Origin of the sequence: Pseudomonas furukawaii (genome assembly GCF_002355475.1) — a bacterium.
GTDB lineage: Bacteria > Pseudomonadota > Gammaproteobacteria > Pseudomonadales > Pseudomonadaceae > Metapseudomonas > Metapseudomonas furukawaii.
The window spans coordinates 2246707-2260088 of record NZ_AP014862.1; the positions used below are offsets into that span (position 1 = coordinate 2246707).

Genomic DNA, 13382 nt, shown 5'->3' on the forward strand with positions numbered 1-13382 from the left:
TTGCCGGAGCAGGAGGGCTGGGCTCGGCCCGCAGGCGCTCCGATGCCAGCCTCGGCTCCTTTGCGCAGGACCGCCCAGGCAAATGGTGAGACAAAAAAGGCCGCCCATTGGGCGGCCGAGGTCTCCAGCGAGTGCCTTTGACTAAGTGGCGGAGCGCGTGCAACCGCTCTGTGCCGCCAAGCCCCGCTGAGACATCAGGAGCCGGGCGAGTGCGGGGGTGAGGATCAGGGCGCCGAGCATGTTCCAGATGAACATGAAGGCCAGGAGGATGCCCATGTCGGCCTGGAACTTGATGGGAGACAGCGCCCAGGTGGCTACGGCGATGCCCAGGGTGACACCGGTGAGAATCACCACCTTGCCGGTGGAAAGCAGCGCCAGGTAATAGGCTTGGGACAGGGCCATGCCCTGGCGCAGATTGGCCAGAGTGATGCTCAGGATGTACAGCGAGTAGTCCACGCCAATGCCCACGCCCAACGCGATCACCGGCAGCGTCGCCACCTTCAGCCCGATGTCCAGCCCGACCATCAGCGCCTCGCAGAGTATCGAGGTCAGCATCAATGGCAGCACGGTGCAGACCACGGCGCGCCAGGACCGGAAGGTAATGAAGCATAGGGCGATCACCGCCGCGTAGACCATCAGCAGCATCTGCAGGTTGGCCTTCTTCACCACGATATTGGTCGCCGCCTCGATCCCGGCATTGCCGGCAGCGGACATGAACTGGAGCGTCTCCGTGTTGTGCTCGGCCGCGAACGCTTCCACGGTGGCGACCACGCGGTCGAGGGTGTCGGCCTTGTGGTCGGCAAGGAATACGTTGACGGTCAGCAGGTCGCAATTCTGGTTGAACAACTCACGGGGGGCTCGGGTAATGATCGCGTTGAGCAGACCCTGGTTACGCGGTATTTCGTACCAGGTCAGGCTCCCTTCGTTCATGCCCGCCGCCGCCTGTTTGCTCAAGGCGGCCAGGGAGGTGGTGGAAACGACCCCCGGAAGCTGTTGCAACCGTGCTTCCAGGGCGTCGACCGTGACCAGGGTGTCGTAGTTGGCGCAGTAGTACTGCGGGGTCTTCACCATGACCACGTACTTGTCACTGCTGGCCGCGTAGTTGCTGATCATGAAGCCGTTGTCGAGGTTGTAGCGGGAGTCCGCCCGCAACTCGGGAGCGCCCGGATTGAGGTCTCCGACCTTGACTTGCAGGCTGATCATGAAGCCAGCCAGTCCCAGGAGGCCGGCGACTACAAGAGCAATGGTTGCCCACTTCAACTGGGTGAATCGATCGAGGAAGGCCCAGAGCGGATGCCGGTGATGTTGCAGGTCGCTCAGCGCCAGTCGTTCGGCTTCCGCTTCGCGCCGCGCCGAAGTCTTGCTGACGCCGGTGAAGGACAGCAGCACGGGCAGCAGCACGAGGTTGGTCAGGACCAGCACCATGACGCCGAGCGTCGCCGTCACCGCAAGGTCCCGGATGACCGGAATGTTGATGATCATCAGAACCGCAAAGCCCACCGCATCGGCAAGCAGTGCCATGGCGCCGGTGAGGAACAAACGACGGAAGGTGAAGCGCGCAGCGACCAATTTGTCCGCGCCGCGTCCAATGTCCTGCATGATCCCGTTCATCTTCTGCGCGCCATGGCTGAGGCCGATGGCGAACACGAGGAAGGGGACGAGGATCGAGTAAGGGTCCAGGTCATAACCCAGGGTGGGAAGCAGGCCCAGCAACCAGACCACGGCTATCAGGGAGCAACTCAGGACCAGCAGGGTGCTCCGTACACAGCGGGTGTACCAGAACAGTACCAGGGCACAGATCACCAGCGTTCCTGCAAAGAACACCTGCATCAGTCGCAGGCCATCCATCAGGTCGCCGACCACCTTGGCGAAGCCGGTGATGGAGATCTTCACGTTGTCGCTTTCGTACTTCTGGCGCAGCGTCTCCAGTTGGCTGGAAAGCTGGTGGTAGTCGATGGGGGTCGCTCCGTTGGCGCTGGCGTCCTGCAGGGGCAGGAGGATTACGCTGGAGCGCATGTTCGCGGCGACCAGGCGTCCGATCTCGCCGGAGCGCTCGACGTTCTGTCGTACCTGCGCAAGGCTTGCGGGAGAGCCGTCGTAGTCGTCGGGAATCACCGGGCCGCCGTCGAATCCGTCTTCTGTAACGCCTATCCAGCGAGTGGCAGGGGTCCACAGCGATTTCATGTAGGGGCGATCGACGCCACTCAGCAGGAACAGTTCGTCGTTGAGCTTCTTGAGCGTCTCCAGGTACTCCGCGGTGTAAATGGTGCCGTCGTCAACCCTGAGCGCGATACGCAGGGTATTGCCGCCTTCGCCGAGTTGGGCACGGTACTGGAAGTAATTCTGGATGTAGGGATGATCCACCGGGATCATCTTCTCGAACGCCGCGCTCAGGCGAAGGTTCATTGCCTGGTAGGCGAACAGGCAGCTGAGCAGCAGGCAGACCGCCACGACCAGACCGCGATGGTTGAAGAGGAGGCGTTCGACCAGGCTGCCGGATTGCCGGTCGAACGGCAGCAGGGCGCTTTCGGCGTCCGGCTGGTGATGGGTCACTTTACTGTTCACGACCGGTGCTCCGATTCAGATCTTCTTGGGCGATGCGGATGACGCCACGGTTGCTGGAGACAACCAGTTGGCCATCGGGCAGTTCACTGACGCTGGAGAGAAAGCCGGATTCCGGAATGGGCAGCACCTGGAAGGACCTGCCGCCATCTCGGGACAGTTGAAGACTGCCGGTCTCGTCGACCAGGACGAGTTCCCCGCTGCTCAGTCGGGTGCCGGCCGTGATGGTGGTGGATTGTCGGTTCGGCAAGGCTTGCCAGGTCGCCCCCAGGTCATCGCTGCGGTAGGCCTTACCCCGAAGTCCGAAGGCAATGAGGCTGTTCGGTCCCGTCGCGACCATGCCGAACAGCGTTCCACCAGCGGGCGTCTCCAGTGCCTGGAAACTCACACCGCCGTCAGTGGAGCGCAGCATCAGGCCTTGCTCGCCAGCGATGAACAGCGCGCCCTCGAGCTCAAGGATGTCGTAGAGGTGAAGTGCCGATGGGTTGTCCAGGCGCGCACTGATGGACTTCCAGCTCGTGCCCCCGTCTTCGGTAGCGAAGGCCAGGCCATATGCGCCGACCACGATGCCTCGCTGGGCGTCGAAGAAGTGCAGGTTGAGAAATGGCTTGTCGGGGCCATCCTCCACCAGGCGCTGCGCTTCGGCCAGTTGCCCTTCGGCATGCTCCGCCGGCGCAGCCTGTGCGGCTGCAAGCGCCAACTGCGCTGCCGCCACGCCATCCAACTGTCTTGTCCAGGTGAATCCGCCATCGCGGCTGTGCAGCACTACGCCGGCGTGTCCGACCGCCCAACCATCGAAGGCGGTCGCGAATCGTACACGGGTGAGCGTGACGCTCACCGGCGAGTCCACCTGTTGCCAGCTGACGCCGTGGTCCTCCGAGATCAGGATGAAACCGCGTTCGCCAACCGCTACCAGGCGCTCACCCGCCTGGGTCACGCTGAGCATCAGGGAGCGGTCCGCCAGATTGCTCCGTAGAGCGGGTCGCTCGAAGAGGTCGAGTTGCGGGGAAGCATTGTCGGCTGCCGTCGCACCGGTCGAACCCAGGGCGGCGACAAGCGCGGCCGCTACCGACAGGCGCCAGAGCCAGGGCCTGTGTAGGGAGATATGCATATCGAAGAACCTCGGAGAGTCAGCAAGGGGCGGGTGGCTCCGAAAAGCCAGCCCGCCTCGGGCATTCAACGCACTGAGCCGGACGCCACCGCGTTGCCAGTAAAGAATTTCTCCGACTTGGTCGGCACTACCTTGTAGCTCTCTCCGTTAAGTCCCTGGACCATGCTGTAGGTATTGGCTTGCAGGTTGTAGATGACGACAGGTTTCACCACGACCGCGGGAATGGCGGGTACCACGAACGGCAGGACTTGGGACACGCGCCACAGCTTGCCCTGTGCGTCATAGCCGTCGGCCAGTGCGATGGTCCAGCTGTCCTCGTCGATGTAGAAACGGCGTTTCGGAACGGCGTGACGCTTGCCGGGTGCAACCGTGGCCTCAACCTCCCAGACCCGGTGCAGCTCCCAGCGCATCTTGTCGGAGGCCAGCGTGTTCTTCGTGTAGACATCGTCACGCTTCTCGGCGTGGAACTTGTTGGTGTTGTAGGGGATGTACATCTCCTTCTTGCCGATCAGCTTCCACTGGTAACGGTCCGGGTGGCCGATGAAGCCGTGCACTTCATCGAAGTAGTTGGCCCCCGAGGCCACGAAGTCCGGCGTGTCGTAGCCCACCGTTGGTGCGCGACGCACCCGGCGCTGCCCCACCAGGTACTGCCAGGCTTCCCGAGGCGTTTCCGGGTCCACGCTGTCATGGGTCACGAGGGACTCACCGGCCTTGAACGGCGGTTCGTTGGTGAGGAAGCGCAGCAAGACGTACTGGCCCGACCATTTATCGAGGCCACCATCGGTGTAGTAGTACGGGTACTGCCAGTTCTCGATACCACGGCTTGCCATGGTGCGAGAGCCGTCAGCATTGCCAATCATGTTGATGTAGCCCATCTCGATGGAAGGCGCTTCGACGCGCAGGAGGAAGTTCCAGATCGCCTCGCTGCCATCCTTCGGGATCGGGAACGGGATGCCGCCATAGCAGCCCTCAACCGACAGACCGTCCTGGGTCAGCTTGCAGCGTGTGGCATTGGCGAAGGTGTTGTCGTACACCGACTGGGGAGCCGCAGCCGTGCGATGCGATGGATAGACGTCGAGAAAGAAGCTGTCCGGGTACTTCGCCAGCAACGCCTTGGTGCCTTCGTTGAGCTTGTCGCCATACTGGGCGGCGTTCTTGGCATCGATCCGGAACAACGGCTTCTCGCCCGGGAAAGGATCCACCGGAACGTCTCCGAATCGCGCTCCGGGAACCTCCCCAGTGAGTCCGCCGGTCCAGGCAGGGATGCTGCCGTCACTGTTGCCGGCCTTCTCCGCACCCAAAGGCGTCAGGTTGTTTTTCAGCTCGTTGGCTTCCTCGGGAGAGACCGCGGCAGTGGCATGGGCGGCCAGGAGGGCGGCTGTGAGGGTCGCCGACAGAAGCAGGGCATGCTTTTTCATACTTGTTCTCCTAGGCATGGCTGATCAGAAGGTGCGCTGGATCGAGAACGCGATGAAGTCGCGATCCTTGAGCGTTTGCTTGAAGGTGTAGGCGTTGCTGTTGTCGATGACCGAGCCGCCCTCGCCGAAGAAATTGGTGTAGCTGAGGGAGGCGTACCAGGCCTTCTGGTAGTCGGCCTTCAAGCCGATGGTGAAGTCCCCTCCATGTTCGGGGCCAAAGGCTTGCGGGGTGACCGAAGAACGGCCGTGGGGGTTGTAGCCCACGGTGATCGGGACCTGCAGGTCCACTCCCGGGAAGACCTGGAAGTACTGGGGCTCGAAAGTGAAGCGCAGCGAATAGGCGTCACGCGTGGTATTGGGATCGAGGTGGTCGCCGTTCTCCTTCACCTTCAAGCGGCGATTGAAGGCGAGTTCGCCGACGAGGCTCGCGCCGTCCCAGAGAGCCGAGCCTCCATAGATGTTGATCATGGACAGGTTGGCATGCAGCGAGTCGCCGATCGGGTAGGCGGGATGACTGTCGTTGTCAGCGTCCATGCCGGTGATGACCACGCCACCGGTGGGGGCCAGCGGAGTGTCCACGCGCATGGAAACTTCGCCGGCAACGTTGGCCTCGCCGATGAGCGTGCTGAAGCTGGCGCCATAGACTTTGACGTCTTCCGGATAGACGCTGAGGTAAGTGTCGTCGGCCCCTGGCACCAGCGCCGCCGGACGGAAGTAGAAGATGGGAGTCTTCTCGTGATAACGGGCCGCGTAGAGGCCGAATTCCCAGTCATCCACGCTGAACTTCAGCTGGGCGCCGAACTGGCCGGAGTCGCGGGCTCGGATGCTGTGGTCGCGGAGCAGTCGACCGGTCGGGAAGAAGACGCTCTCTGCACCGTCACCGACGAAGTCGCCACCGCTGAAGTAACTGCCCGAGGCGGGAAGGCGGGTCTTGTTCCACTCGAACTGGTAGTAGGCACCGACGCTGACGGTATCGGTCAGCTGCCAGTTTCCGGAGATCTGTTCGGTGGGTAGCAGGATTTCCTTGAACTGCGAGCCGGGCACCGACTGCAGTTTCACCAGGTCGACCGTCGACTGGGCATTGGCGACGCCGTTGGCGCCGAAGAACAGACTTTCCCCATAGATCTGGGTGAACTGGCCCAGGCGACCAGAGAGGCGGGTGGAGCCTACGTCGGTAGAGCCGTAGACGAAGGCGTCGAGCAATTCGGCCTTGCGTCCGTGGAGCTTCTCGGTGTCGTCCGTAAAGCGGTCATGAGGCACGCTGACCGCGTTGGCGGTACCCGGGGAGTCATTATCGTTGCCGTCGTTGTAGACGGTGTCATACCAGGCCGCGCCACTGACCCGCGCGCCAACATCGCCGTACTTGATATCCAGTTCGGACAGCAGGTCGAAGCGGTTGGAAATCAGGCCGGTGCTGAAGTTGCGATCGCCGTCATCCATGTTGGGGTTGCCGACTGCGCTGCCCGGACCGGCGGAGACACTGTCTTCCCGACCATCGAGGCGGAAGGCGTTGCTGTACTTGAGGGTGTTGTCCCAACTGGTGGTGAGCCCGTCGATGCCGGTGTCGAACTGAAAGGCCAAGGAGTGGGCGGACATCAGAGCAATTGCGGCGCCGATGGCATTCAGTGCGAAGGCAGGGACGGCCGGCGATGCCCGGCGATGTTGCTGGTTGTTCATGGATACCTCTTCTGCATTCTTGTTGTTGTTTCGAGTGGCTCCATCCGTGGGTTCGGATGTGTCAGGTCAGCGGTAAGGAGTCACCTCCAGGGTGTGGGTCAGGGGAACTGTTCAAGGCTCAATGCGGCCAGCCCGGCGGCGGCTATCAGCACGTCGAACTCGGACTTCACGCCGCTCGCGGCGATTCCACCCAGCGCATGCTCGCCATGCAGGACAGGCAATCCGCCCCCCATTGGAATCACTCCGTGCAGGGAGCCGGCACCCAGTTCGCCAGCGGCCAGCATGTCGGCGAAGAAGCGCGTGGGCCGGCGAGTCAGTGCGGCGCTTCGCGCCTTGTCGATGGCGATGCGAGCGGAGGAAGGGGATGCGCCCGGCAGGCGCCGGAATGCCAGGAGATGGCCGCCTTCATCCACCAGGGCGACCGAAACCGCCCATCCGTTGGCCAAGGCTTCGCGGGTCGCTGCGTTCAGCATCTGGTCGATGTCGTTCCCATCGAGCACGGGGCGGTTATGCATGGTCGGCCTCTTGCTTTTGTTTTTGTGCGTAAAGAGATAAATTTGCACTGCATGTCTCTTTGTGCACAAAAATAGATTCGCTGCAGACTTGAAGTCAAGAAAAAAGAACGCTGTCTCGGATCAGCTGCAAAGCGGTCGCTGCCTGTCCGGGACTGGAGCGCCATCGACGACGGGAAGAACAACAAGATGAAAATCGTGTCCAGGGCGCTCGCGCGCCTATCCATCGGCGGACTGCTGGCAATGGGTTTCAGCTTGCTGGGCGGGCTCGCTGCATCCTTGGCCGTTGTGGCCTTGGCCAGCCTGCAAGCGGTATTCGAAGGGGAGTCACGTCTGCAGGCGATTGCCGACGTGCATGCCGGAATCCTGTCTGCACGCAGTCAGGAAAAGAGTTACCGACTGAGCGGTGCGGCGAATGCCCGGGACGAAGTGAGGCGAGTTGTCGGCAGGATTCCGGAGCAACTGGCAACCATGGCTGGGGAAATGCGGCCTTTGATTCAGTCCTGTGAGCGGTATCTCATGCAGTTCGAGCGACTGGCCAATGCTCATGAACAGGTCCTCCGGACCCAGGCGGTGATGTCGCAGGAGGCGGAGTCGGCACGCATCGGATTCGAGGGTGTCGAGCAGGACCTCATCGAGTCAGCCCTGATCGACGATGCCGAGGGGCGTTCTTCCCTGATGCTGCTGGATGGCGCCGCTGCGCTGATGCGCAAGCTGATGGCATTGCGCAACGCTGAGTGGGCCTACACCCGCAGCCCTGACCAGAGCCGTTACGACCAGTGGGTGCTGCTGATGAGTGATCTTCGCTCCTCCACCCAGGCACTGGCGGCCGGAGCGGCGGATCAGCAGCGCGAGGTGCTGGCTCGTGCCTCGCTGTCGCTGGAAGCCTACCGCTCGGCATTCGATGAATATCGGGCCAGCACCTTGACGAGTCATGAAACCGAATCCTCGATGGACCGGATTGCCGGGGAGATGATGGACGTGGCCACCCGTGCGCGACATTCCGTGATCGCTCACCAGCAGCAACTCAATCGCGACGTCTATTTCTGGCTCACAGCCATGACCGCGTTGACGCTCTTACTGGGCACAGGTGCCGCACTGCTCATCAGGCGGCAGATCATCCATCCGCTTCGTTACACCGCCGAAGTGGTGAACGAGGTAGCCAGTGGGCAGTTGCATCACAGGGTGCAGGTGGTGCGTCGCGACGAGCTGGGGCGCGTCCTGGACGCGATGCAACGCATGAAAGAAAGCCTGCACTCGATAGTCAGCCGCATTGAGCAGGGTAGTGCCCAGTTGGAGGGGGCGGCCGGCTCGTTGGCGCAGGTCACCGAGGACATGGCGTCGGGAGCCGAGGCCCAATCTGGCGAGACGGATCGCGTGCTGGAGGCGATGTTGCGAATGAGCGATTCCTTGCGGGAGGTCGCGGCCCGCACCGAGCAGGCTTCGGGATCGGCCAGCTCGGCGAGTCGGGAAGCCATGGACGGAAGCGAGAGCGCCTCTGCCGTGATGCATCAGGTCGATCTCCTGGATGAACAGATCCAGGAAGTGAGCCAGGGCATGGCTGAACTCGACGCGCAAAGCGAGCGCATCGGTCGAGTATTGGAGGTCATCCGCAGCCTGGCCGAACAGACCAATTTGCTGGCATTGAATGCCGCCATCGAGGCGGCCAGGGCCGGCGAGATGGGGCGAGGCTTCTCAGTGGTGGCAGACGAGGTCCGGACATTGGCCAATCGTACCCAGGACTCGGCCGGCGAGATTGCCGGCATGATCGAGGCGTTGCAGCGGGAGAGCAAGGAAGGCCTGCGCAGGGTGACGCGCGTCCGGCAGGACTCGGCTCGCGCCCGGGAGCACTCTTCCCGGGCGAGCGTCGCGCTTGCTCGTGTCAGTGAAGATGTTGCGGACATCCACACCATGAACCTGCAGGTCGCTGCCGCCACTGAGGCTCAAAGCCGCATGTCGGATGACGTCAGCCAGAGCATGGTTCGGGTCCGGGAGGCTGCCGGGCAAAGCAGGGAGCAAAGCGACCAGCTCTTGCGAGCCTCACGAGAGCTCGCACAGCTGGCGGAGCAGCTGCGGGTGGTACTGACGCATTTCACACTCTCGTGAGATGAGTACACAAAATTGCACAAAGGTTTTTTTGTGCATAAAATCATTCATCGTGCAACCCTTATGGACTCGTCACGCTATGCAAACTCCACAAAGTAGCTCCCTGATCGAGGTGGCGCTTCAGCAGATGAAACGTTCCATCATCTGCTGCGAACTTGCCCCTGGAGAAAAACTCAAGGTCGCTGAGCTGTCCAAATCCTACGGACTCAGTAGCTCCCCCATTCGCGAGGCGCTCAATCGCCTGGCGCAGGAAGGGATCGTTGAAGCCAGCGAGAACAAGGGCTTTCGTGTGGCAGGTTTGTCGGTCGGTGATTTCGAGCAGATTACCCGGTTGCGCTGCCTGCTGGAGGGTGAGGCCCTGGCCGACTCGATCCGCTGCGGCGACGACGCTTGGGAGGCTGATGTGCTGGGGGCCTACCACCGTCTCGGCGTGGTCGAGAAGAAGCTGGGTAGCATCGGTGTTGTACTCGACGATGACTGGTCGTCACGTCACAAGGCGTTTCACTTCGCTCTGATGTCAGCCTGTCCATCCCCGCTGATGCTGGGGATGATCGATTCGTTGTTCGACCGTGCGGAGCGCTACCGTCGTTTCTGTGCCCTGCGTCGCAAGGTTGAACGGAGAAAGGGGGATGAGCACAAGCGTCTCATGGAGACCGTGCTGGCTCGTGATTCGGAGAAGGCCGTTTCCATGCTCCGGGAACATATCCAGGGCACGCTTGCCCGGACATCCGATATTCTGCTCCAGCATCACTCCACGCTCCAATAATGACCATGCGCCCGGGTAGGGCGCATGGGGTTTCAACAGAAGTGACGCTCTATGCTGGAAGCGCGCTCTCCTTGTGAGAGAGGGCGCCAGGGCGTTTCAGTCGAACACCCCATGATGAAAAAAACGCAGCTCCGAAACTGGCTTGGAGCTGCGCCACACTCAAACCCCCAGTCCCTCCAGGCAGCGTTCGAACAGCGCGACGGCCTCTTCCAGCGTCCTCGCGCCCCCGTAGACATAGTGATCGGGGCGAACCAGCAACACCCTGCAGCCCTGCTTGGTCATCCAGTCGCTCAGGAGGTCGTCCAGCTCGCGGTACTGATGTTCTTCCTGTGGGTCTTCCGACGTCAGTCGAACCAGGGTGATGGGCTGCGTCCGCTCGACAAGGCGCCGTTCCAGCTGTGCGACCAGCTCATCCGGGCGATCGAACGACTCGGCCATGACCACCCGGAATTGCTGCCCGGTGAAGCGATCCAGCAGGTTCTCCTCACCCAGGCAGTTGATCACACGGGGTTGCGGAAACAGCTCACCGGCGGGAGCCTGACGGTCGATGAAGCCCGCCACGAGGCCCGGGATGAGGGATTGGCGAACGGTCCCGCCCGGATTCGCACGCATCTCCGCCATAAGGCGCTCATCACGCTCCCGGGCGCGTTCTGGATCCCGCTCGCAGATGGTCTGGCCGAATTCCTTGGCGACCTCGGTGGTGCGTCGCACATGGGGAATGCGCTCTACCTGGTAGGAGTCGAGCAGCGTCGGGGCGGCCTGGCCACGGCGAACCAGGGCGAGTTTCCAGATCAGGTTCATCGCGTCACGAATTCCCTGGCACATGCCTTGCGCCAGGAACGGGGGCGTCATGTGGGCGGCATCACCCATGAACAACAGGTTGCCCACACGCCAGCGCTCGAGAATGAGTGCGTGGAAGCGATAGGTGGACGCGCGCCAGATCTCGTACTCGTCAGCGGACAGCCAACGTGAGATCAACTGCTGAATCGACTCGGTCCGGACGATGTCGGCAGGTGTCTCTCCAGGATTGATCATGAACTCCCAGCGACGATGCCGACCCGGTCCGACGACGAAGGTGCTCGGGCGCTCGGTATCGCAGTACTGCACGTTGGTGTCGGGGAGCCCGGCGCCGGCGCCGTCCTTGAGCAGTACATCCACCACCAGCCAGGGTTCGTCGAAGGCCAGGTCCTCCATCTGCAGCTGCAGACGGGTTCGTATTGCACTGGTACCACCGTCGCAGGCCAGGACGTAGGTACTTGTCAGTTCCTCCGTCGAGCCATCCTTGCAGAGGAGCCGAACGCGCGATACGCCATTGTCCTCGGAGACCTCCTGCACCTCGCACCCCAGCCTGACGTCGACGTTGCCGAAGAACTGGATGTTCTCGCGAAGGGCGCGTTCCAGCGGCGGTTGGGAGAACACATAGTTCGGAGCCCAGCCGAGCGCGTAAGGTGCCTTGGCCGCCTCGATGCGCTTGATCGGCTGTCCCTCGTGATTGATGTAGTGCGAGGCCCGGTAGGGCATGACGTGGGGTTCGATCGCATCGGCCAGGCCGATGTTGTCGAAGGTACGCATGGCTTCCTGGTCGAAGCCCATCGCCCTGGGGTTCTGGTAAATGGTGTCGCTCTTGTCCAGAACCAGGGTTTTCAGTCCCCATTGTCCAGCGAGGTTGGCGGCAGTTGCGCCGACGGGGCCCATGCCCACGATGATCAGGTCGTAATTCACTGTGGTCTCCATCTTGTTGTTGTCATTGCGGCCGAAGGTTGTGCTCAAGCGTGGGTGTAGGCTGTCTTCACTGTTGTAAAGAACTCCATGGCCTTATGTCCCTGCTCGCGCGCGCCGTAGCTGGAGGCTTTGGTGCCGCCGAAGGGGACGTGGTAATCCACGCCGGCCGTTGGTGTGTTCACCATCACCATGCCGCTCTGCGCATGTCGCTTGAAGTGCGTGGCATGTTTCAGCGAGCGGGTGCAGATCCCGGCGGACAGCCCGAATGGGCTGCCATTGGCGATGTCCAGGGCGTGCTCGTAGTTGTCGGCGGGAATGACGCAGGCGACCGGACCGAAGATTTCCTCCCGGGCGATGCGCATGTCCGCGTCCGCGTCGACGAAGAGTGCGGGGCTCATGTAGTAACCCTCCGTCTGCCGACTCAAGGGTTGTCCCCCATAAGCCAGTCGAGCCCCCTCGGCTCGGCCGATGTCCACGTAGTCGAGGTTCTGGCGGAGCTGTCCTTCCTCCGCAACCGGACCGATGTGGGTGTCGTCATGCAATGCGTGACCGACCCGGAGCTCATCCAGGCGAACCTCGACAGCTTCGATGAAACGTTGGTAGACGCCCTTCTCGACGATGAAACGGGAGGAGGCCGTACAGCGTTGTCCAGTCGAGAAGTAGGCACCCTGCACCGCACACTCCACGGCTTGATCAAGGTCGGCGTCGTCCAGTACCACCAGTGGATTCTTGCCACCCATCTCCAGCTGCAGCCGGGCGAGGCGGGCGCCGGCGACCTGCATCAGGTGACGACCGGTGGATGTGGAGCCCGTGAAGCTGATCGCCCGAACCGATTCTGATTCAGCGAGCGCCTGGCCCACCACGCTGCCGCGCCCCATCACCAGGTTGAAGGTGCCCGGTGGCAGGCCGGCGCGGCTGATGATTTCCGCCAGGGCCCAGGCGCTGCCGGGGACCAGGTCCGCCGGCTTGAACACCACGCTGTTGCCGTAGGCGAGGGCCGGCGCGATCTTCCAGGCCGGGATGGCGATGGGAAAGTTCCAGGGCGTGATGATGCCAACCACGCCAACCGGCTGGCGAAGAATGTCGACCTCGATGCCGGGGCGCACGGATTCCAGATGTTCGCCGGACATCCTGAGTGCCTCACCGGCGAAGAACTTGAAGATATGCCCGGCGCGGCTCACTTCCGCGATCGCCTCGGGCAATACCTTGCCTTCCTCCCGGGCCAACAGCCTTCCCAGTTCCTCCCGTCGGGCAAGTAACTCGGTACCGATTCGGTCGAGTGCTTCAGCGCGTCGCTGTGGACCGGCGGCGGCCCATAGCGGTTGCGCGAGTTCGGCGGCCTGTATTGCCTGCCGAGTTTGCTGAAAGTCGGCCTGCGCATACAGACCGACCAGGTCGGTGATGTCAGAGGGGCTCAGGTTCTCGCGCACGTTCGTCCCTGTGCACCAGGCCCCGTCAATGAAGTTCTTATGCATAGCCAGCGCTCTACCCGCGGTGGCGTGCGACCC

General features: G+C 62.4%; 9 protein-coding genes. 2 read left to right on the top strand and 7 right to left on the bottom strand.

Features of this window, described 5'->3' with window-relative positions; genetic code table 11:
• Positions 1-141: 141 nt before the first annotated feature.
• The 5 genes from KF707C_RS10485 to KF707C_RS10505 form a co-directional block, all read right to left on the bottom strand.
• Complete coding sequence (locus KF707C_RS10485; RefSeq protein WP_051050795.1) at positions 142-2565, bottom strand: efflux RND transporter permease subunit; 2424 nt, start codon at positions 2563-2565, stop codon at positions 142-144.
• On the bottom strand, positions 2555-3673 hold the full coding sequence (locus tag KF707C_RS10490) for a WD40/YVTN/BNR-like repeat-containing protein (protein ID WP_036994206.1): 1119 nt from the start codon (positions 3671-3673) through the stop codon (positions 2555-2557). Before KF707C_RS10490 ends, KF707C_RS10485 begins: the two co-directional genes overlap by 11 nt.
• Positions 3674-3738: 65 nt before the next feature.
• Entirely contained in the window at positions 3739-5091 is a 1353-nt protein-coding gene (locus tag KF707C_RS10495; protein WP_004422611.1) for a DUF1329 domain-containing protein, read from the bottom strand.
• A 24-nt stretch (positions 5092-5115) separates the two neighbouring features.
• Positions 5116-6768, bottom strand: a complete 1653-nt coding sequence (locus tag KF707C_RS10500) for a DUF1302 domain-containing protein (RefSeq protein WP_004422612.1) — start codon at positions 6766-6768, stop codon at positions 5116-5118.
• A gap of 98 nt (positions 6769-6866) precedes the next feature.
• The gene (locus KF707C_RS10505) at positions 6867-7331 is read right to left on the bottom strand and encodes a GlcG/HbpS family heme-binding protein (protein ID WP_197704977.1); all 465 of its coding nucleotides are present in this window, start codon (positions 7329-7331) and stop codon (positions 6867-6869) included.
• Positions 7332-7469: 138 nt separating this feature from the next.
• On the opposite strand from KF707C_RS10505, the gene KF707C_RS10510 reads away from it, so the two are divergent.
• Together KF707C_RS10510 and KF707C_RS10515 are read left to right on the top strand one after the other, a co-directional pair.
• The gene (locus KF707C_RS10510) at positions 7470-9386 is read left to right on the top strand and encodes a methyl-accepting chemotaxis protein (protein WP_036994208.1); all 1917 of its coding nucleotides are present in this window, start codon (positions 7470-7472) and stop codon (positions 9384-9386) included.
• 127 nt (positions 9387-9513) lie between these two features.
• On the top strand, positions 9514-10152 hold the full coding sequence (locus KF707C_RS10515) for an FCD domain-containing protein (RefSeq protein ID WP_231992306.1): 639 nt from the start codon (positions 9514-9516) through the stop codon (positions 10150-10152).
• A gap of 159 nt (positions 10153-10311) precedes the next feature.
• On the opposite strand, the gene KF707C_RS10520 is transcribed toward KF707C_RS10515, so the two are convergent.
• The gene (locus KF707C_RS10520) at positions 10312-11874 is read right to left on the bottom strand and encodes a bifunctional 3-(3-hydroxy-phenyl)propionate/3-hydroxycinnamic acid hydroxylase (RefSeq protein WP_036994266.1); all 1563 of its coding nucleotides are present in this window, start codon (positions 11872-11874) and stop codon (positions 10312-10314) included.
• A gap of 44 nt (positions 11875-11918) precedes the next feature.
• Positions 11919-13349 carry an aldehyde dehydrogenase family protein gene (locus KF707C_RS10525; protein WP_036994210.1) on the bottom strand — a complete coding sequence of 477 codons (1431 nt, stop codon included), beginning with the start codon at positions 13347-13349 and terminating at the stop codon, positions 11919-11921.
• Positions 13350-13382: the final 33 nt, after the last annotated feature.